Source organism: Zymomonas mobilis (genome assembly GCF_006715975.1).
Lineage (GTDB): Bacteria > Pseudomonadota > Alphaproteobacteria > Sphingomonadales > Sphingomonadaceae > Zymomonas > Zymomonas mobilis_B.
Window position 1 is genome coordinate 92,656 of the sequence record NZ_VFOF01000001.1, and the last position, 18,287, is coordinate 110,942.

Annotated in this window: 13 protein-coding genes and 1 pseudogene; 6 read left to right on the forward strand and 8 right to left on the reverse strand. The window is 45.2% G+C overall.

The window, feature by feature from the left end; genetic code table 11:
- Positions 1-164 precede the first annotated feature (164 nt).
- A complete protein-coding gene (locus FBY58_RS09415; protein ID WP_311768040.1) occupies positions 165-3,557 on the forward strand; it encodes a ComEC/Rec2 family competence protein in 3,393 nt (1,130 codons plus the stop codon).
- Positions 3,558-3,564: 7 nt separating this feature from the next.
- Here FBY58_RS09415 and FBY58_RS00420 read toward each other — a convergent pair whose 3' ends face one another.
- Positions 3,565-4,710 (reverse strand): hypothetical protein, encoded by a 1,146-nt coding sequence (locus FBY58_RS00420; RefSeq protein ID WP_185738158.1) that lies wholly within the window; start codon positions 4,708-4,710, stop codon positions 3,565-3,567.
- A 146-nt stretch (positions 4,711-4,856) separates the two neighbouring features.
- Between FBY58_RS00420 and FBY58_RS00425 the strand changes: the two are divergent.
- A pseudogene (locus tag FBY58_RS00425) lies at positions 4,857-5,635 on the forward strand (IS5 family transposase).
- A gap of 354 nt (positions 5,636-5,989) precedes the next feature.
- On the opposite strand, the gene FBY58_RS00430 reads toward FBY58_RS00425, so the two are convergent.
- Positions 5,990-6,673, reverse strand: a complete 684-nt coding sequence (locus FBY58_RS00430) for an ATP-binding cassette domain-containing protein (RefSeq protein WP_141918868.1) — start codon at positions 6,671-6,673, stop codon at positions 5,990-5,992.
- Between the two features lie 247 nt (positions 6,674-6,920).
- Between FBY58_RS00430 and bla the strand changes: the two genes are divergently transcribed.
- On the forward strand, positions 6,921-7,811 hold the full coding sequence (gene bla / locus FBY58_RS00435) for a class A beta-lactamase (RefSeq protein WP_141918870.1): 891 nt from the start codon (positions 6,921-6,923) through the stop codon (positions 7,809-7,811).
- An 86-nt stretch (positions 7,812-7,897) separates the two neighbouring features.
- Here bla and FBY58_RS00440 read toward each other — a convergent pair whose 3' ends face one another.
- Positions 7,898-8,728: an HAD family hydrolase gene (locus FBY58_RS00440; RefSeq protein ID WP_185738159.1), complete on the reverse strand. Its 831-nt coding sequence runs from the start codon at positions 8,726-8,728 to the stop codon at positions 7,898-7,900.
- A gap of 167 nt (positions 8,729-8,895) precedes the next feature.
- Positions 8,896-9,690 (reverse strand): tetratricopeptide repeat protein, encoded by a 795-nt coding sequence (locus FBY58_RS00445; RefSeq protein WP_141918876.1) that lies wholly within the window; start codon positions 9,688-9,690, stop codon positions 8,896-8,898.
- A gap of 230 nt (positions 9,691-9,920) precedes the next feature.
- Between FBY58_RS00445 and FBY58_RS00450 the strand changes: the two genes are divergently transcribed.
- From FBY58_RS00450 to FBY58_RS00460, 3 genes are all read left to right on the forward strand, one after another.
- The gene (locus FBY58_RS00450) at positions 9,921-10,826 is read left to right on the forward strand and encodes a delta(1)-pyrroline-2-carboxylate reductase family protein (protein ID WP_141918878.1); all 906 of its coding nucleotides are present in this window, start codon (positions 9,921-9,923) and stop codon (positions 10,824-10,826) included.
- Between the two features lie 354 nt (positions 10,827-11,180).
- Positions 11,181-12,047, forward strand: coding sequence for a hypothetical protein (locus tag FBY58_RS00455; RefSeq protein ID WP_141918880.1), 867 nt, complete (start codon positions 11,181-11,183; stop codon positions 12,045-12,047).
- Between the two features lie 433 nt (positions 12,048-12,480).
- Positions 12,481-13,926, forward strand: coding sequence for an MFS transporter (locus tag FBY58_RS00460; protein WP_141918882.1), 1,446 nt, complete (start codon positions 12,481-12,483; stop codon positions 13,924-13,926).
- A gap of 36 nt (positions 13,927-13,962) precedes the next feature.
- Here FBY58_RS00460 and FBY58_RS00465 read toward each other — a convergent pair whose 3' ends face one another.
- Genes FBY58_RS00465 through mnmG form a run of 4 tightly spaced genes read right to left on the reverse strand, consistent with a single transcriptional unit; the run spans position 13,963 to position 18,213 of the window.
- On the reverse strand, positions 13,963-14,895 hold the full coding sequence (locus tag FBY58_RS00465) for a ParB/RepB/Spo0J family partition protein (RefSeq protein WP_141918884.1): 933 nt from the start codon (positions 14,893-14,895) through the stop codon (positions 13,963-13,965).
- Positions 14,892-15,692: a ParA family protein gene (locus FBY58_RS00470; RefSeq protein WP_141918886.1), complete on the reverse strand. Its 801-nt coding sequence runs from the start codon at positions 15,690-15,692 to the stop codon at positions 14,892-14,894. The genes FBY58_RS00465 and FBY58_RS00470 overlap by 4 nt, the downstream gene beginning before the upstream one ends.
- Positions 15,689-16,351: a 16S rRNA (guanine(527)-N(7))-methyltransferase RsmG gene (rsmG, locus tag FBY58_RS00475; protein ID WP_141918888.1), complete on the reverse strand. Its 663-nt coding sequence runs from the start codon at positions 16,349-16,351 to the stop codon at positions 15,689-15,691. Before rsmG ends, FBY58_RS00470 begins: the two co-directional genes overlap by 4 nt.
- Positions 16,348-18,213: a tRNA uridine-5-carboxymethylaminomethyl(34) synthesis enzyme MnmG gene (gene mnmG, locus FBY58_RS00480; RefSeq protein WP_141920569.1), complete on the reverse strand. Its 1,866-nt coding sequence runs from the start codon at positions 18,211-18,213 to the stop codon at positions 16,348-16,350. The genes rsmG and mnmG overlap by 4 nt, the downstream gene beginning before the upstream one ends.
- Positions 18,214-18,287: the final 74 nt, after the last annotated feature.

Here is an 18,287-nt window from a genome sequence, read left to right on the forward strand (position 1 = left end):
CTCCTGAAATATATGAACCGGCTGCGTAAATAGCGGTTTTGATAAGAAAATTTAAATACCGACTGTCCGTAAAGCATTTAGGGTATTAACGGCAATATCTGCTTAAAGCTTTCTTTGATTTTAAGTGGGCTGTTTATGCCTCTTTAGCATGGATAAGAAAAGGAATGAAATTTCTTGGGTTCCAGTTTCCGAAATCAGCAAGGATAGATGCTGAGAAGATTAGGAAAAGGTTGTTCTCTTTTGGAGGATGGCTGGAACAGAAATTAGAACAAGAAGGTGACCAATTGCCTTTATGGTTACCGATCGCTTTTGGCGGCGGGATTCTTTTATGGTTTACGATTCCGAATAGCGATGGGTGGATAGGCTGCGGTTGTTTGCTGCTGGCCTTGGGATTGATGGCATGGCCATGGGCGGGAAAGAAAAGAGCCGCTAAAGCTATTTTGATTATGGTGATGGCAGGCTGTTTTGGGATGGCTGATATCTGGTTCAGAGCGTATTATGTCGCACCGATAGCGCCCCCAAATTTAGGCGTTTGTGAGGTTCGTGGACAAATCCTTCAAAGTGAGCAACAGCCATCCAGAAAGCGGATGCGTTTAGTGATTGCAGCGCCGCTCTACCTATCCTCTTTGGCAGCGATGGATGCGGCTGATGAAGAGCCAGCCTCAACAGATAAAAGTAAATTACATCAGGGTGGTCGTGGTCAGGTTTTTGGCCATCGCGAGGTAAGGTATAATCAAGACGAAGCTGCGGCAAAGAGGCTTTCTTTTGCTGAGCAAGGCGGAGACGCGGATAAAAATGAATTATCAGATAACGGATTAGTTTTTGCCAATAGAGTGGCGGCGTATCCTCAAGATAAGGATATAGCGAAGAGATCGTCTTTCATCCTGCAAGTTGCAAGCACCGATAAAAGTAAATCTTATCCAATAGAGGGCAGCCAGAGTTTTACCGATCGAGTGAGTAGATATCACCGAGATGGAGCGGTGGTGCGAGAAGATTCCTTCGCCGATCAAAGGGCAAATGCCGACATAGATAAATTACGCCAAGTAGGTAGCGGCTTTGCCTATCGGGAAGTGGGATATCATCAAAGTAAGGCTGTTACGGAGGGGAATGCCTTTCTCGAAAAGGACGCCGACAAGACAAATTTTAGACGGGTATCGGGCGGCTGGAAGGAAGAAGGCGATTTTTCTAGCACGGATCAAGGAAGCAAGACCGAAGACGATAGTGGCAAGAGACTGAATAGCGGTGATGTGGCCGAGATGGGGATATTCTGCCACGAAAAGAAGCTGCGTGGATGGAGACACTTTCCAAAAACAGAACAAGAGGCAAGTGAAGAAGACATAGATACGGGGGCAAGATTAAAGGCAGAGGATGCGGCAAAAATTGCTGCAATGACCGGAATAGTTCATTCAAGACCTAGAACGATTTTGGCCGAAGCGGAGGTAGATAGAGGAAAAAACGATAGCGCGTTTTCTGGCACAAAAGCACCCTTTCACAATTTGAGTGCAAGCGCATTAGGTAAGCCCGTTTCTCAACAGAGATGGGCTTCTTTTTTTAAAGAAACTGTAGCTGTTAAGAAGCCTCTATGGACGGTGGATTCTATAAAGGCGGCTGTTTCCGCTAAAAAAGCAGAAGATGGTTTTGCCCCTGAAAATCATTTCGATTTAGGGCAAGGAAGCCATTCAAAGCAGATAGAGCCGAGGATAGCATCCTTATTTCGGTTATGGCCTGCCTCTGAAAAACAAGGGCTCCATAAAGCATATCTCGCTTCTGTCCTTCCTGTGTCGATGCCTGTCTTATCAACTGACTTTTCAAGATTTCCATTTTCAGGATGGTTGGGGAAGAAAACAACGCCCTCCCCTCATCTAATCCATATCAGAATATCGGTTAGTGACCGTTTTGACTTTGCCGGATTGGAAGCGGGAGCAAAAATAGCGATAAAAGCGAAGTTGACGCCTCCCATGCCCGCCATAGTGCCAGCGGGCTATGATTATGCCGAAATAGCATGGTTTCAGGGTATTTCCGCCACGGGTCATGCCTTGGGACAACCCGTTATTCTTGCAAGGCCAGTCTTATCCGGTTTTTCTTTGGTCATGGCTTCCATCCATCAAAAGCTGACCCGCCATATCATCAAGAAAGTCGGAGAGAAATCAGGTGGTATCGAGGCGGCCTTTGTCACCAATGATGTCGGATCGATCAGCGAAAGCGATACTGTCGCGATGAGAAAAGCCGGATTGACGCATCTGTTATCGGTCGGTGGGATGCATATCGGTGTCGTGATTGCGGCAGTGATGTTTATCACGATCCGTTTATTGGCATTGTCGCCTTATCTGGCGCTTCATTTTCCGTTGCGTATGATCGCCGCTTGCAATGCAGCCTTAGCTGGAATGGTTTATACCTTTGTCGCCGGTTGCGAGATTCCGACGGTTCGGTCGATGCTGACGGCCTTCTTTATCCTTTTCGGCATGATGATTGGCCGGAAGGCTGTAAGTTTGAGGTTGGTCGCGGCGGCAGCGATGCTGATCTTGATGATCCAACCAGAGACCATTTTATCCCCCAGCTTTCAGTTGAGCTTTGCGGCTGTGGCTACTGTGATTGCTTTAGCCGAAGCACCTCTCATGGAGATTTTCGCGAACAGGCGTGAAGCCGGATGGTTGAAAAAAACGGCTCTGATTGTGGCTGAAATTATCATCGGCGGCGTGATGGTCGAAGCGGTGGTGTCGCCGATCACTTTATACCATTTTCACCAATCCGGTTTTTATGGCGCTTTAGCTAATATTTTAGCTATTCCGTTGACGACCTTTATCACCATACCGGCTGAAGCTTTGGCTTTGGTGACTGATCCGGTGGGATGTTCTGCGCCTTTCTGGTGGGTAACAGATCAATCCATCCGGTTATTGATTGCGATTGCCCATTATGTTGCTGCCTTGCCAATGGCTGGGTTTATGTTGCCGATGATCGGGGCTTGGCTGTGTTTGTTTATGATGGCGGGTTGGCTGTGGCTTGGGTTGTGGCAAACGTCATGGCGATTATGGGGCCTTGTGCCTTTGGTATTGGGTGTGATCGTTATCCTTTTGAACCCGAAGCCAGATTGGGTCATTAGTCGAGATGGGAAGACGATTGCTTTCAAGACCGACAATCCGAAACAGCCTTATAGTTTTGTCTGGCCCGATAAGGATAGTTACAGTCAGGATCAGATCGCTAATCTGATTGGTTTTGACCAAGAGGAAGAAAGCCGCCTTTTTGGCAGAAATCTCTGTCAGAAGGGATTGTGCAATATTGCGATCGATCATCAGCGTTATCATTTGCTGGCGATCAAAGGCAAAGTCGCAGGCTTATCGTCAGAGGAATGTGGCCGGAATGACTGGGTTGTGAGTTCGGGTAATCTGCCCGTTTCATGCAATCCCCAAATGATGAAAATAGACCGTCCTGTCTTGGCGAAAATGGGTGGCCTTGTTTTTTACGAGAAGTCGATTTTCCTAAGAAGGCCAAAGATGGTTACGGGGTATTCAGTGAATGATCGGCATCCTTGGATGGGTAATATTCGAGCGCAGAGTTAGTAGGGTTTCATCCCGTCACCAAGGCATACCATGCTGTAATCGCGAGAATAAGAAAAGGCGTCTTTGATCCTGTTATCCTCAGCAAGAGGACAGCAGCAGAAGAGCATATTAAAATTTGGAAGAGTTTCGAGGCAATAACCGAAGGGTAAACGACCATTTCGCCCAAGGATAAAAAGATCATTTGAAGCGCTATGGCGACGATTGAAGCGATGCCAAATTTCCATCCTCCCAAAGGAAGTGAAAATTCCAGTATTGAGAATTCTTTTCCTTCAATTAATCGGCCAATGGCAGACCATCGGGTAATATATAAGCCCCAAGCGACGAGTGATATTTTATCAGAAATGCTGTGACTGGTTAACAGTTGGGAAATCAGCAAAAGAATTGCGAAGAGAAATTGAGTTTTACCTTGGAAAAGTCGTGTAACTTGCCTTGATACGAGGATTATCCAACCTAAGACAAAAGAAACAGGCTTAAAACCGCAAGCTTTCTTTTGGAAAATTGCCGAATTAAAAGATGGCAAGGCATTTATTTTTAACACGAATTCTTTACTCCCAGCTAGCCATAGAATGAGCAACCAGAGAGAAGATCGTATAATTTGATAAAAAATATAACTTTTATCTAAGAAAAAATTATTAAAATCAAAGATAAACTCTGTTTTGTTTTTTAAAGACACAAATCCGATATTAATATTACTTTGATGAAATACTTTCAATATTGGGAATTTAATGCCTGAAATATCCCATCCTATCCCGTGGAGAGACACACCCATATAAGAAATCCACGCAATCCATAGAGCGACGACAAGGATAGAGCGCGTTTTGGCATCTTTTAAACCACAATATTCCTCTATCGAGACCACAGTAGAAGTCATAACAATAGAAGGGAAAGAGATAATAAAGCACAAAGATATGACGTATGGGATTTGATGAAGCGAAGTAATAGGTAGATTTTTTACGCTGCCAATCAACGCAATAAAAATTAAATGCATTGTTAAAATAAAAAATGATGCCAAAAAGCTACCAAAAAAAATATCTCTTTTCTGTATAGGAAAGGAGGAAAGTAAATTTTCCGGTATTGGTTTTTTTACTGTTAATTTGATTAATAAAAACCCGATTAGAGGGTATATCATAGAAAACATACTGCCTGTTATCACAGGGATAGCATCTTTATTATAAGCGATAATTTTATCTAAAACTGTAAATGTGGCATATCCATAGCTATTGTTAGGTTATGTTGACAAAGGGTATAATTTAAGATTTTTAGAGATAACTTGAGAACAAGTTTTGTAGGGCAGATAGGATGCGAGGAGATCTGACAGACGCGGAGTGGGAGATAATAGAGGGTCTTCTTCCAAGCGAACGAGGCCGCTGCGCGCGTCCCGCCAAAAGTAATCGGTTATTTCTCAATGGTATGCTTTATGTGCTTCGAACAGGCTGCCCGTGGCGAGATATGCATGAACGTTATGGGAAATGGAATTCGGTCTATGTTCGGTTTCGTAGGTGGGCAGAACAGGGTGTCTGGGACGCTCTTCTTGAAACCCTGGTTGACCTTGGCCTGACAGATGACTGGCAACATATGATAGATAGTACGATTATTCGCGCCCACAGCCAAGCGGCTGGCGCAAAAGGGGGACGTATAAGGAAGGCTTTGGTCGCAGCCGCGGAGGCTTTACGAGCAAGATCCACGCCCGTTCCGATGGTCAAGGCCGCCCTCTAGCTTTCGAACTTACAGGTGGTGAGGTCTCTGATTATTCTGGCGCTGATAGCTTGATAGATATCCCTGTCACAACACCCCACCGTTTTCTCGCTGATAAAGGATATGATAGCGATAGGTTACGCGAAAAACTGCTTTTTCGAGGCATCCTTCCTGTTATCCCGCCTCGTTCCAATCGGAAAAAGCCTATTCCTTATAATCTCCAGCACTACAAAGATCGTAATCGTATTGAGCGGATGTTCAATAAGTTGAAGCAGTTCAGACGTATTGCCACACGCTATGACAAAACCAGAAAATCTTTCCTCGCCTTCCTTCATATCGCGGCCGTAAAATTGTGGTTACCTTCCTTTGTCAACATAACCTAGTCGTCAGTCAAGCCAAGGCCAACCTGTTCGAAGCACAGAAAGCATGCTGTTAAATATAATCGGTTACTTTAGGACGAACGCGATCAGCAGCCTCGTTTACTCGGGAGAAAATCCTTTATAACTGTCCATTCCTTGTCCGTCAGGTCTCCACGTATCCAATCTGTATCCTAAAAAACTTGCTTTTGACTTATCTTTTCAAATTTTTATAAATATTTTGTAAACAGAACCTAGGCAAGATAAGCAATCCGCATATAATAGCGACAATGATATGTACAGCGAATGCCATAGGTTGCCTCAAGAGGCCAAGTATTACTATATGCGCATATTTTATTATTGCTTTTAAAGATAAGGAATTCATAGATCGAATCCCCCACCTTCATATTTTTTAAAATTAATCGGAGAGTCTATTTTTGATAATTGTCCGGCTGACATGACGACCACTTTATCAGCATATTTTAAGACAGATTTAATGTCGTGACTGGCGACGATTACAGAATGATTTTGCGCATAGTCTTTCAATCTTGACCATATTAGGTCTGATGCGGTGATATCGACTTCCGAGGTTGGTTCATCGAGAATAAGTAATTCGGGACTGCCCAATAGGGCTTGCGCAATCAGAAGTTTTCGAAGATTGCCGCCTGAAAAGTGATTTAATGCTGTGTTAGCGAGAGAATCTAACCCAACTATTTTTAAAACATGCGCGACCTCGGCCTCGGTTTGAGACGAATAAAGGCAACGCAAAATTGCGCAGGCCGAAAGAAATTCTATGGCAGATAAAGGAGAATATAGCCCCCTGCCTTGAGGCGCGTATCCGATCGAACGGCGATAATGATTTATTTGTTGATTGATGGGTTTGTTTTCCCAAAAGATACAATCATTACCTGTTTTCAGTGAAGATGAAAGACAACCGAGTAAGGTTGATTTACCAGAACCATTTCCTCCGATAATAGCAAGAATACCGTGAGACCATTCAAAATTTATATTTTGAAGTATTTCTTTATTCTTGACTGAAAAATTTAGATTTTTGACTAAAATCATAATTTAACTTCTTTTTTATATTGTTTAAAAAAGTCTCACTCAAACAAAGGAAATGATTTTTTATATTATAATATATAGTTTTTTACGCAGAAAAAATAACACATTATATTTTAAAAGATAAATTTTTTGATAATATCAATTTTATTACAGATTAATTTAAGGCTTATACTGAAACTAGATTTTTGTAATATATGGATACACAGCGATCTGCGGCAAAAATAAATATATCAGGTAAGGAATCGCAGTAATGCGGAGGCGGGAGTTTTTGGCGGCAGGGGCAGCGGGAACGGCTTTTCTTTTTCCGGCTGTATGGGCTGAGAAACCTGTCACGACTGAAGCCCCTACCACGATAGAAGAGATCGCGCGGGAATATGAGCGGGCGACAGGTGGTCATGCGGGTATCTATGCCCAAAATATAGCGACAGGTCAAAGTATCGCATGGCGAGCGAATGAGCGCTTTCTTATGTGCAGCACTTTCAAGGCTTCTCTTGTCGCCTTTACCCTGCTGCGTTGCGATCAAAGGCAAGAAAGTCTTAATCATTCGGTTGATTACAAGGCTGCCGATATCGGCGATTTATATGCGCCTTTTGCTAAAAGTAATCTTGGTCGGGGGAAGATGTCGGTTGCTGAACTTTGTCAGGGAGCGATTGAACAAAGCGACAATTTTTGTGCAAACAAACTTTTAGCGTGCAGTGGCGGGGCGTTGGCTCTGACAGAATTTTGGCGACAGATCGGCGACTATGAAAGTCGCTTGGACGCGATCGAACCCTTTTTAAATGAAACCCGTTATGGCGGGATAGAAAATACCACGACACCGGCTTCTATGGCGCGTAATTTACAGAAAGTTGTCTTAGGTGGTGTTTTATCGGAAACATCAAAACAACAGCTAGCCACTTGGCTCAAAGGATGTCGGACAGGTCAAAATCGTATCCGTGCCGGATTACCTGAAAACTGGGTTATCGGAGATAAAACAGGCACGAATGGCGCAAATGCAGCCGGAGATATTGCCGTCATTTGGCCAAGACCAGATAAAGCGATTACCCTTTCTATTTATGTTTGGGGTGGTTCCCCGACCGCAGATCAAATGACCGCGCTATTTTCAAAAGCAGCCCGTCTTGTAGCCAAGAATATTGCCTAAGCTTGCCAAGAAGGACGGCATAAAAGGCTCATTCATTCCTGCTTTTTATACAGCGACAGCGGATTAAATTGGAGACTACCAGCTATTCATCCGCGGGGTCTATACCCCGATTCTCTGGCGATCCGTCCTAAAATACCTTTTACAATAACGTCTAATAAATTATTCGGCTCATAATTCGCAGGTGCGACATAACTTGCCCGATCTTCTGCAATTAATTTTCCCATCTTATCTTGGTTTGGCTTATCAGGATCAAATACAGCGATAGCGCTTCCTCCTTGCATTCTGACCATTTTCATCGAAGGAATATCTGTATCCCCATCACCAATAAAAACCATTCTTTCAAATGGAATCGGTCTTTCTTGCATTGGTATCCATTTATTAATAGCGCTATTATCCCACGTATTTTCTATACCTTTATTAATCCGAAACAAAAATTGAGTTTTAGTTGTGTAGTTAATAGAAACAGAAGGCCACTCAGCAGCTTTTGAAGCTTCGTTATAAGCAAAGCTTGATGCAAATATCTTTTTAAAGTTGTTACTTATGGACGTGCCTTCAATCATTTCTCGAATACCCGATGAAATGACGTAGTGTTCTAGAATCAAATTCATTTTTTCTGCATATTTATTAATACGAGCAAACCATTCAACAACACCATCAAAGAATAAAATACTTTTTCCATGATTATAAAAGAAATTTTTATCTATTTTTATTCCCTTTGGCTGTGCCGATGTTAATATCTGCTGCATATATGTAAGAACTTCGTCTCCATCTCTCTTTTTGCATTCTTTTTTTACAATATCCCAAAAATCCTTAGGATTATTATAACCAATCGCTTTCAAGAGTGAGTATTCTTGCATTGATCCTGGAGAGAGTGTCCCATCAAAATCATACACAATTGCTGTTCTTTTTGGTTTCATAGTAATTCTCTTATTTTTTAAGAAAATTTAATTCATATTTTTAATAATTCAATATTTATTTTTTATATTAAAATCCATTTTATTAAAACATTGGCTCCCTGAATAGCTATCAGGTATAGAAAAAGGCGTATCCTGATTTTTCAGAAGCCCATCCTTGATCATTTATTTTAGGAAGAGAACCATATTTTTAGCTGATTTTTTGCAGCTTCACTTCCGTGATCAGCCGATTGTTTTAGCCAATAAGACGAATTGTTCTTATCGACCGTTACGCCTTCGCCATTATAATACATAATGCCCAAAGCGAGTTCGGCTTGTGCAAAACCGTGATTGGCCGCTTGTTGATACCAATAGACGGCTTTCCCCTTATCAACCGCGAGGCCATCCCCGTTATAATACAGATTACCAAGGTTATATTCAGCCTGTGCATTCCCCTGCTCGGCTGCCTTTTGATACCAATAAAGGGTTTTGGATTTATCAAGCGCGACGGTGTCGCCGCTCGCATACATAACGCCTAGATTTAATTGCGATTGCGGGTCATTTTGGTTGGCTGCTTGTTGATATAGATCCGCAGCTTTGGCTTTATCGACGGTAACTGCATCGCCGTTGTAATACATGTTGCCAAGAGCGACTTGGCCTTGGGCATCGCCATGATTAACCGCTTGCTGATACCAGTAAAGCGCCTTGGATTTATCAACCGCTACGCCGTCGCCATTATAATATAGCGTGCCGAGATTATATTCAGCGGGCGCAAAGCCTTTATTGGCGGCCTGCTGTATCAAGTTAAAGGCTTTGCCTTTATCGGCCGCGAGACCGTCACCATGAGCATATTTCAGGCCGAGCGTTAAGGCATCCTGTGGCGTTTTCGGGTTCGGTTTTTTTAGACTTAAAGCCCCCCAGAGGAGCAAAGCTCCCAATATTATGGCGGCTGAAATAAGAGCCGCTTTCCATCCTATTTTTTTCACTGTCCTTAATATCCCGCTGGTCTTCATCGATTATATTTTGTCCCTACGCCTCCCTTTATTTACGGAATATGACAGAAATGCCCCCTGCCTGATGTTTGCTATTGCGCCACAAAGTATTGATCAACAAATCACGCTTGCAATTGGGCGGCCGCTTTTAAGATCGAAGATATTAGGCGGGCGGGATTCCTTTTTTCTTTGCAAAAGATCAAGGAGATCAGGATAACAGCCAGATGAAATTCTATTCTATCGCCGAAACAAAGAAGATTTTGACCTATCCTGTCTTGGTTGAAGCTTTGAAGCAGACAATTCAGGCATATGATCGGGGTGATATTCATTGTCCCGAGCGGGTCACGACGATGGCTCCCGATAGATCAAGCCTGTTGATGGTCATGCCCGCGACCAGTCGGGAAATATTGGTCACCAAAATATTGACGATTTGCCCTGATAATGCGGCTTCTGAGCGGCCTGTCATCCAAGGGCAGATATCCTGTGCTGATGCCGAAAACGGCAAGATGCTGTTCGTTTTGGATGCCCCAACGGTCACCATGTTACGGACATCGGCTTTGTCTATGTTGGCGATCGAATTACTGGCAAAACAGCCGATAGAAAAGATTTTGATTATTGGGACGGGCGTGCAGGCCGTTGCCCATTGTGAGGCGCTGGCGGCGCTTTATCCTGATATTTCAGTTTCTATCAGAGGCCGTTCAATGGAACGGAGCCGTGCCTTTTGTCAGCGGCTATCATCCTTGCCTTTGCGATTGCAGCCAGACGAAAGAGACGGATCTGATTTCGATGTGGTGATTACGGTCACTTCCAGTCGTGAAGTTATCTATAATGAGCCAGCCTTGGCGGGACGATTGGTGATTGCGGTGGGTGCCTTTAGGCCGGAGATGATCGAGATTGCGCCCGAAATTGTGAGAAATAGCGTGGTCTATGTCGATGATTTGATTGGGGCGCCGAGTGAGGCAGGCGATATTATTCAGGCCGGTTTGGAATGGTCAAAAGTGCAGCCTTTGGCTTTAGCATTAGAGAGCAAGCCCCTTAAGGATCAGCCGATCTTGTTTAAATCGGTGGGTTGTGCCGCTTGGGATTTGGCAGCTTGTCAGGTCGTGTATGAGTTTGCCGGAAAGCGATGATGCTCGGACAGTCGGCTAGCGCGGTAGCCATAAGGCTGTACTGCAAAGCAAAAAAGTACATTAGAAAAAATTGAAAATCACTTTGATGGCATTGAGAAGAAAGAGGTATTTTCAGATGTAGCCTATAAATATCGTCCTATAATAATAACGTTGAATAGATATCTCGTTATTCATCGAATGCATTTTAACGTATCAAAATATCAATATTATATAATAAAATTTAATACATCTTAAATAGATATATGTGTTAATTTTATCTATATTTAAATAATATTTATTTTTTATTTTGCAGATAAAATATTTACCATTAGGTTGCCCCGAAATTTACATTATTTCATAAAAACAGGGGACTTCATGAAAATTAATCCATTTATTCTGGCTGCACTTATGGGCTGTTCTATGCCTGTTTTAGCAGAAACCCTTAACAATGAATCTGTCGTTACCTTGACCAATACGGGTTTGGGTGATGAAGCGATTGTTGCGAAGATCAAAAATTCGGATGCTAATTACGATCTTTCAACCGATCAGCTGATTGCTTTACGACGGCGTGGTGTATCCAGTCCGGTTTTGGCGGCGATGCTGGAGAAAAGCGCGCCTAAAGCTGCGGCGATGTCGATGGATTCGCCTGATCCGATGGTGCCTCATTCGCCTGGTGTTTATCTGTTTAATGCGCATTCCGTCCCGCCGAAGATGCGGTATATGGAGTCAACCGTCACCAATCAGGCCAAAACAGGGGGCGTCTGGGGCTATGCTTTGACGAGCGGTATTGCTTCCATGAGCATCAAAGCCTCTATCCAGAACGAACATGCGCTTAACCGGACGGATGATGAGCAGCCGGTTTTCTATTTTTTCTTTGATGAGGCCAATAACCAGCAGGCTGCAAGCACGTGGAGTGCTGGCACGCAGGCTACCGTTAATTCGCCGAATGCGTTTACTTTGATTAAGATGCAAAGCAAAAGCGGAAAGAATGGTCATCGTGAAATACGCGTCGGTAGTCGCAATATTGGCGGTGCAAAAAGCGGCGTTATGGATAAAGACCAGATACCGTTTGATTTCGAAATGGTCAGAGCCGGTGTTTATAAAGTAACGCCGAAATATGCCTTGAAGCCGGGTGAATATGGATTTTTATACGAGATGACCAGCAATGGCGCCAAAGGGGCTTTGAGTGGTCGTATTTTTGATTTTTCGGTAATGGCTGACCGCGATTTAGACAAAAATTAGGCTGTTTTTTCAGGGCTGTCCCTCGGGGGGTAATATTGGGGAAGACAGCCCTGAAAGATATTATTATATAATAATATAATAATTCGTTATTATTTACATAACCTCTATTAATAGAGAATTGTTACCAATAAATTACAGGAAACAGATAAAATATATAAACTAACATTTTAAATAATTATTTTTTTAAATGGGTTTTCTTTTGAATTTATCCGCATCTGTATTTTTTATTTTTTAATAAAAAGAAATGCTAATCTTTAACATATCAAATCTATATTTTTAAGGAAAACAGAATAATCAAAAATTTATTTATCCAATAGATATTACTGAAAATATTTATCCGATAACGACTGTTATCTTTTAGGCAGAAAATCTATATAGCCGCTGTTATAAGGGCTTTTTGTCCCAAAAGCTTGATCATCAAAGCAGATTTCTTATGACTTCCCCAAATCCAAAATCCGGCTTTTTGACGCCTGATCGCTATTTATTCCTGTTATCTTTGTTGGTGGCGGGCACCTCCTTTATGGAGAATTTGGACGGTAGTATTATCGTGACCGCCCTGCCCGCGATGAGCAAAAGTTTTTCAGTGCCTCCGATTGATTTGAATATCGGGGTGTCCGCTTATTTGATGACTTTGGGGATATTTATTCCAGTTAGCGGATGGATTGCCGACCGTTTTGGTATCAGGCGGATTTTCACCCTTGCGATTACGATATTTACCTTGGGATCCGTTCTTTGCGGGATGTCGAGCGGGCTGGTCGAATTCGTTCTGTTGCGGATTATGCAGGGTATCGGCGGGGCAATGATGATTCCGGTCGGAAGATTGGCTGTCTTGCGGAATTTGCCCAAAGAAAAGCTCGTTAAAACAATGGCGACCTTGATCTGGCCTGCTTTGGCCGCGCCAATGTTGGGCCCTGTTTTGGGTGGGTTGATTGTGACCCATACGACTTGGCGCTGGATATTCTATCTTAATCTGCCTTTGGGATTGATCGCGATTGTGTCGGCTTTGTTATTGGCACCGAAATCGGGCGAAGTCGAAGCTCCACCTTTTGATTGGCCGGGTTTTCTGCTGACTAGCTTTTCACTGTTTTTTGTCATGGCCGCGATCGAAATGGGCGCGCAGCCGGAACCGCAATGGGCCACAATTGGCGGAATGACGGCCTTTGGTGGGTTGTTGATGGCGTTGGGATATCGTCACCTTAATCAGGCTGCCTATCCGATGATTAACCTCAAAACTTTGGGGATACAGAGTTTTTCGGTCAGCATTTTTGGTGGCAGTATCTTCCGGATTTCAATCAGTGCGACGCCTTTTCTGTTGCCTTTGATGTTCCAAATCGGCTTTGGGCTTAGTCCGTTTTTATCCGGTTCATTGCTGACAGCCATTTTTGCCGGTAATCTGTTGATGAAGCCTTTCACGACCTATTTTATTGAGCGCTTCGGTTTTCGGCCTATTTTGATCTGGAATAACATCCTTTGTAGCCTGTCTATTTTGGCCTGTGTATTTCTGTCACCGCAATATCAATGGCTGATTATTTTTGTTCTGTTTACGAGCGGGGTGTTTCGTTCACTGCAATTCACTGCGATTGTGACGCTCGCTTATTCAGAAGTGCCAAAGGAATTAATGAGCACGGCGAATACCTTGTTCAGCACCTTGGTTCAGATATCTTTAGGTTTAGGGGTTACGGTTGGCGCTATTGCTTTGCGGTTGAGTCATGGTCTGGTTGGATGGTTTAATCTGGGTCAGCAACCCGACCTACCCTTCAGAATAGCTTTGGTTATGGTGACGATATTTTCCTGTTTCGGTTTGATAGACGCGATAAAGCTAAGCCCGACTGCTGGTCTGACCTTGTTAAAAGATAAGAAAAACCGTCGGAAGGCTTAAGAGGAAGATAGCGGTATTTTCAAGGAGAGACGGGTTTTAAAAATCCGAACCGGATAGCCTCTGAAACAGGAAGTCCAGTTCATCCATTGAACTGTAATCGAGGCTGATGGTACCGCTTTCACCATTATAGGCGATGGTCACGGGGACTTTCAGGGATTCCGTTAAGAGCTGTTGCAGCGCCAGAATATCCGCATCATCGCCATTGGCGGCCAAGGTTTGCCCTTTTTTCGCTTTACTGGGGGCTTCCGTGGTTTTGCCATTTTTGATTTCTTGCACCAGCTTTTCAGTGTCACGTACCGAAAGGCCTTTGTCGATGACCTTTTCAGCCAGTTTTTGCGGATCAGGGGAGGTAATCAAAGCGCGGGCATGTCCCATCGTCAATTGACGTGTGACCAGTGCATCCTGCACGCCTTCCGGCAGATCGAGCAAGCGCAGTAAATTCGTTATATGGCTTCGGGATTTACCCACCAGTTTTGACAGCGCTTCGGGAGTATGGCCGAATTGCTCTGCCAGTTTTTGATAGGCTCTGGCTTCTTCAATGGCGTTTAATTCTGCCCGCTGGATATTTTCAATAAGAGCGACTTCGAGCGTTTCAGATTCATCGAAATCACGGACAATAACCGGAATATCATGAAGCCTTGCCCGTTGAGCTGCCCGCCAGCGGCGCTCGCCAGCGACGATCTGCCAACCACTGCCTTTTGGACGGACAACGATTGGTTGCAGAACGCCTCTTTGGGCGATCGATTCCGTTAATTCTTTCAGCTTTGTTTCGTCGAAAATGCGGCGGGGCTGATCTGGATGAGGAAAAATGGCCGCCACAGGGAGGCTTCGCACCGCGCCGGAATTCTGGCTTTCGCGGCCTGAACCTTGGCTATCGGTCGCCGTTTCATCGGCTATTTCGCCTAATAAAGCAGAAAGACCACGACCAAGGCCGCCTTTACGTGGACGGTTTTTCTTATCCAAACTCATGCAGATACCTGTGACTGATAAAAGGTTTTCTTGCTGGAAAGTCGGTCGATGACTTCCCGTGCCAAGGCCATATAGGCTTCCGATCCGGCGCAGCGATGATCGTAAATCAAAGCAGGAATACCGTGGCTGGGTGCTTCGGAAAGCCGAACATTACGAGGAATAGTGGTATTAAAAACGACCCGTCCCAAAACAGCCCGCACATCATCTGCGACCTGATCTGAAAGGCGGTTACGGCGATCATACATCGTCAGCGCAACGCCCAGGATTGAAAGGGTCGGATTGAAACGCGAACGCACCCGTTCGATTGTGGTTAGAAGTTGGCTCAACCCTTCAAGGGCGAAAAATTCGCATTGCAGCGGCACCATCAGTTTATGCGCGGCAACAAGGGCATTAACGGTAAGCAAACCCAGAGAAGGAGGGCAATCAATCAGGCAAGCATCCCAACGGTCAGCGGGGGCTGTATCGAGAACATGCGCCAGCCGGTGGGTTCTTTCCCCGAGGCTTAAGAGGTCGATTTCAGCACCGGAGAGATCAACCGTTGCCGGAATAATTTCCAATCCAGGGACAGCGGTTTTCACCACGCCTTCGGTAAGGGCAGCTTCCCCCGTCAGTACCTGATAGGCAGAAATACGACGATTTTCGTGTTTTATACCAAGACCAGTCGAGGCATTGCCTTGGGGATCAAAATCAATAACTAAGACCCGCCAGCCGATAGCTGCCAAGGCCGTTGACAGGTTAATCGCGGAGGTTGTTTTTCCGACGCCGCCCTTTTGGTTGGCGATGGCGATTCTGATCACGTTTTTTTCCCCGTTTTATGTTTTTTGGGGTGGATATGGGTCGCGACAATAATCGCCGATTGTGGATCTGTGGCGCTCGCCTCTATCCTGATATCACCTTGCCATAATTTACGGGTCTCTTCCAGTTCCATACGTGCATTTTGCCCTTTGGGGAGGAGCCACAGGCTGTCCTTATGAGAAAAAGGCAGTGCCAATTTCCATAATTTATCCAGAGGGGCGAACGCCCGAGCTGTAATAATATCAAAGGGTTGTGGTTCGATATTTTCCAGCCTTTGCCCTAAAATTGTGACGGGTGTTTCAGCAGCTTCAGCGGCTTTTTGTAAAAATTCAACTCTTTTCCGGCGGGATTCAACCAAAGTAACCGCCATATCGGAAAGAATGGCGATGATAATGCCCGGGAAACCAGCCCCAGAACCGAGATCTAGCCAGTTTTCAGGTGAGCTTTTATGAAAGCTGGCTTCTTTCCGTGCCAAAGGGAGAAGTTGGGCAGAATCGATGATATGGCGACCCCATAAATCATCAACGGTAGAACGGGCGATCAGATTCTGCTGTGCCATTTCCACATGAAGGCAAGCAACAAAAGCATCAAGCTTTGCCACTGTTTCACGTGAAATACCGATATGTTGGTCTAGCCAGACCAGAGCTTCTTCCCGTGTCATAATGTCACTTTTTTTGCATGAATCCAGATGGCGGCCAAAGCGGCAGGGGTAACACCCCTGACCCGAGAGGCAGCCGCCATATCGGGTGGGCGGGCAGCAGAGAAACGTTCAACCATTTCATTAGAGAGACCCGCTATCGCCGCATAGTTGAGCTGATCAGGTAATGGCATATTATCGTTACCGGCCAAGCGTGCCAGCTCGGCATCTTGTCTTTCAAGATAGGGCGCGTAACGACCATCGTCGATCATTTCAGTTACGACAGCATCGGAAAGCTGCGTTAATTCTGGTATTAATTTTTCGAGATGTTCCCGCGTCACGGCCGGAAAGCGCAGCCATTCAAACAAGCTGTGCGAGGCACCTTCTGTGACATGAGCGCCGACATTTTGCATGTCGCGGCTGCTGGCGGTTTGTTGCAGCAGCTTTTGGCATTTTTCGCGTTCGGCCTGCCTTTTGGTTACAAAAGCCGTCATTTCTGCCCCCAAAGCACCGAAGGCTTTTGCCTGACCGGATAGTCGGGTGACGGCATTATCAGCACGAAGACCGAGGCGATATTCTGCTCTGGCGGTCAGCATACGATAAGGTTCGGTAACGCCTTGCAAGACCAGATCGTCGATCATGACCCCAATATAGCTGTTACGACGATCGAAAACAGGAGGTGTTTTGCCAGCGACAGAGCAAGCGGCGCTGATGCCGGCGACTAAGCCTTGCGCTGCGGCTTCTTCGTAACCGGTGGTGCCGTTGATTTGTCCAGCGCAGAAAACGCCCTTCATCGCCTTTAATTCGAGATGATGGGTAAGGCTGCGCGGATCAATAAATTCATATTCGACCGCATAGCCTGACTGAACGATTTCGGTTTTTTCGAGGCCTTCGATGCTGTTGATAAAAGCCTGCTGTACGTCTTCGGGTAAGGAAGTCGAAACCCCATTCGGATAAATCAGCGGAGTGTCGAGCCCTTCTGGTTCCAGAAAAATCTGATGCCCGTCGCGGTCACCAAATTTCATAATTTTATCTTCGATGGAAGGACAGTAGCGCGGCCCCCGCCCCTCTATCGCACCGCTAAACAGCGGAGAGCGATCTAAACCGGCGCGGATGATATCATGGGTTTGTTGATTGCTACGGGTCAAAGCGCAAGCGATTTGCGGAGCGACGCGCCCCGTTCCATAGCTGGCCATTGTCCATGGTTCTTCATCGGAAGGTTGGCGTTGCAATCTTGACCAGTCGATGGTTCGACCATCAAGCCGTGGCGGCGTGCCAGTTTTCAGCCTGCCCAGCGGTAAATCAAGGGCTTTCAACTGTTCGGCAAGACCAAGAGAAGGTTGTTCCCCAATGCGCCCACCGCGCCATTTTTTTTCGCCGCAGAACAACCAAGCATCAAGGAAAGTGCCAGTTGTAAGAACAACGCATTTCGTCGCAACCGAACGGCCATCAGCCAATAACACGCCCGCGATTTTGCCTGCATCCATTTGGAAGGATTCAGCCATGTCTTCGATAATTTGGAGGTTGGCTTGTTCAGAGAGAGCCGTCTGAATAGCTTTTCGGTAGCGATTGCGGTCGGCCTGAATTCTGGGACCTTGAACAGCGCTGCCTTTGCTACGGTTGAGCATTCGGTAGTGAATGGCCGCATAATCAGCCGCATGAGGCATCAAGCCATCCCATGCGTCGATTTCACGTACAAGATGTCCCTTGCCCAATCCACCAATGGCCGGATTACAGGACATTGCCCCGATCTGGTTGCTGTCCATCGTCACAAGGGCTGTTTTTGCCCCCATACGGGCGGCAACAGCCGCAGCTTCACAGCCGGCATGACCGCCGCCTATGACTACAATGTCGAAAAACTCGTTCATAACAGGGATAAAGATAATCCAGACGGGAAACACATAGAAACGCTATCAACCAGTTTTCGGGGCGAAAAACAATCATCAACCTTTTTAAAGTC

Excerpts from the sequence above, each read along its gene's own strand:
- FBY58_RS00440 (WP_185738159.1), bottom strand. The coding sequence starts at position 8,728 with ATGAAACCAAAAAGAACAGCAATTGTGTATGATTTTGATGGGACACTC.
- FBY58_RS00450 (WP_141918878.1), top strand. The coding sequence starts at position 9,921 with ATGAAATTCTATTCTATCGCCGAAACAAAGAAGATTTTGACCTATCCT.
- FBY58_RS09415 (WP_311768040.1), top strand. The coding sequence starts at position 165 with ATGAAATTTCTTGGGTTCCAGTTTCCGAAATCAGCAAGGATAGATGCT.
- FBY58_RS00460 (WP_141918882.1), top strand. The coding sequence starts at position 12,481 with ATGACTTCCCCAAATCCAAAATCCGGCTTTTTGACGCCTGATCGCTAT.
- FBY58_RS00430 (WP_141918868.1), bottom strand. The coding sequence starts at position 6,673 with ATGATTTTAGTCAAAAATCTAAATTTTTCAGTCAAGAATAAAGAAATA.
- FBY58_RS00465 (WP_141918884.1), bottom strand. The coding sequence starts at position 14,895 with ATGAGTTTGGATAAGAAAAACCGTCCACGTAAAGGCGGCCTTGGTCGT.
- rsmG (WP_141918888.1), bottom strand. The coding sequence starts at position 16,351 with ATGACACGGGAAGAAGCTCTGGTCTGGCTAGACCAACATATCGGTATT.
- FBY58_RS00455 (WP_141918880.1), top strand. The coding sequence starts at position 11,181 with ATGAAAATTAATCCATTTATTCTGGCTGCACTTATGGGCTGTTCTATG.
- bla (WP_141918870.1), top strand. The coding sequence starts at position 6,921 with ATGCGGAGGCGGGAGTTTTTGGCGGCAGGGGCAGCGGGAACGGCTTTT.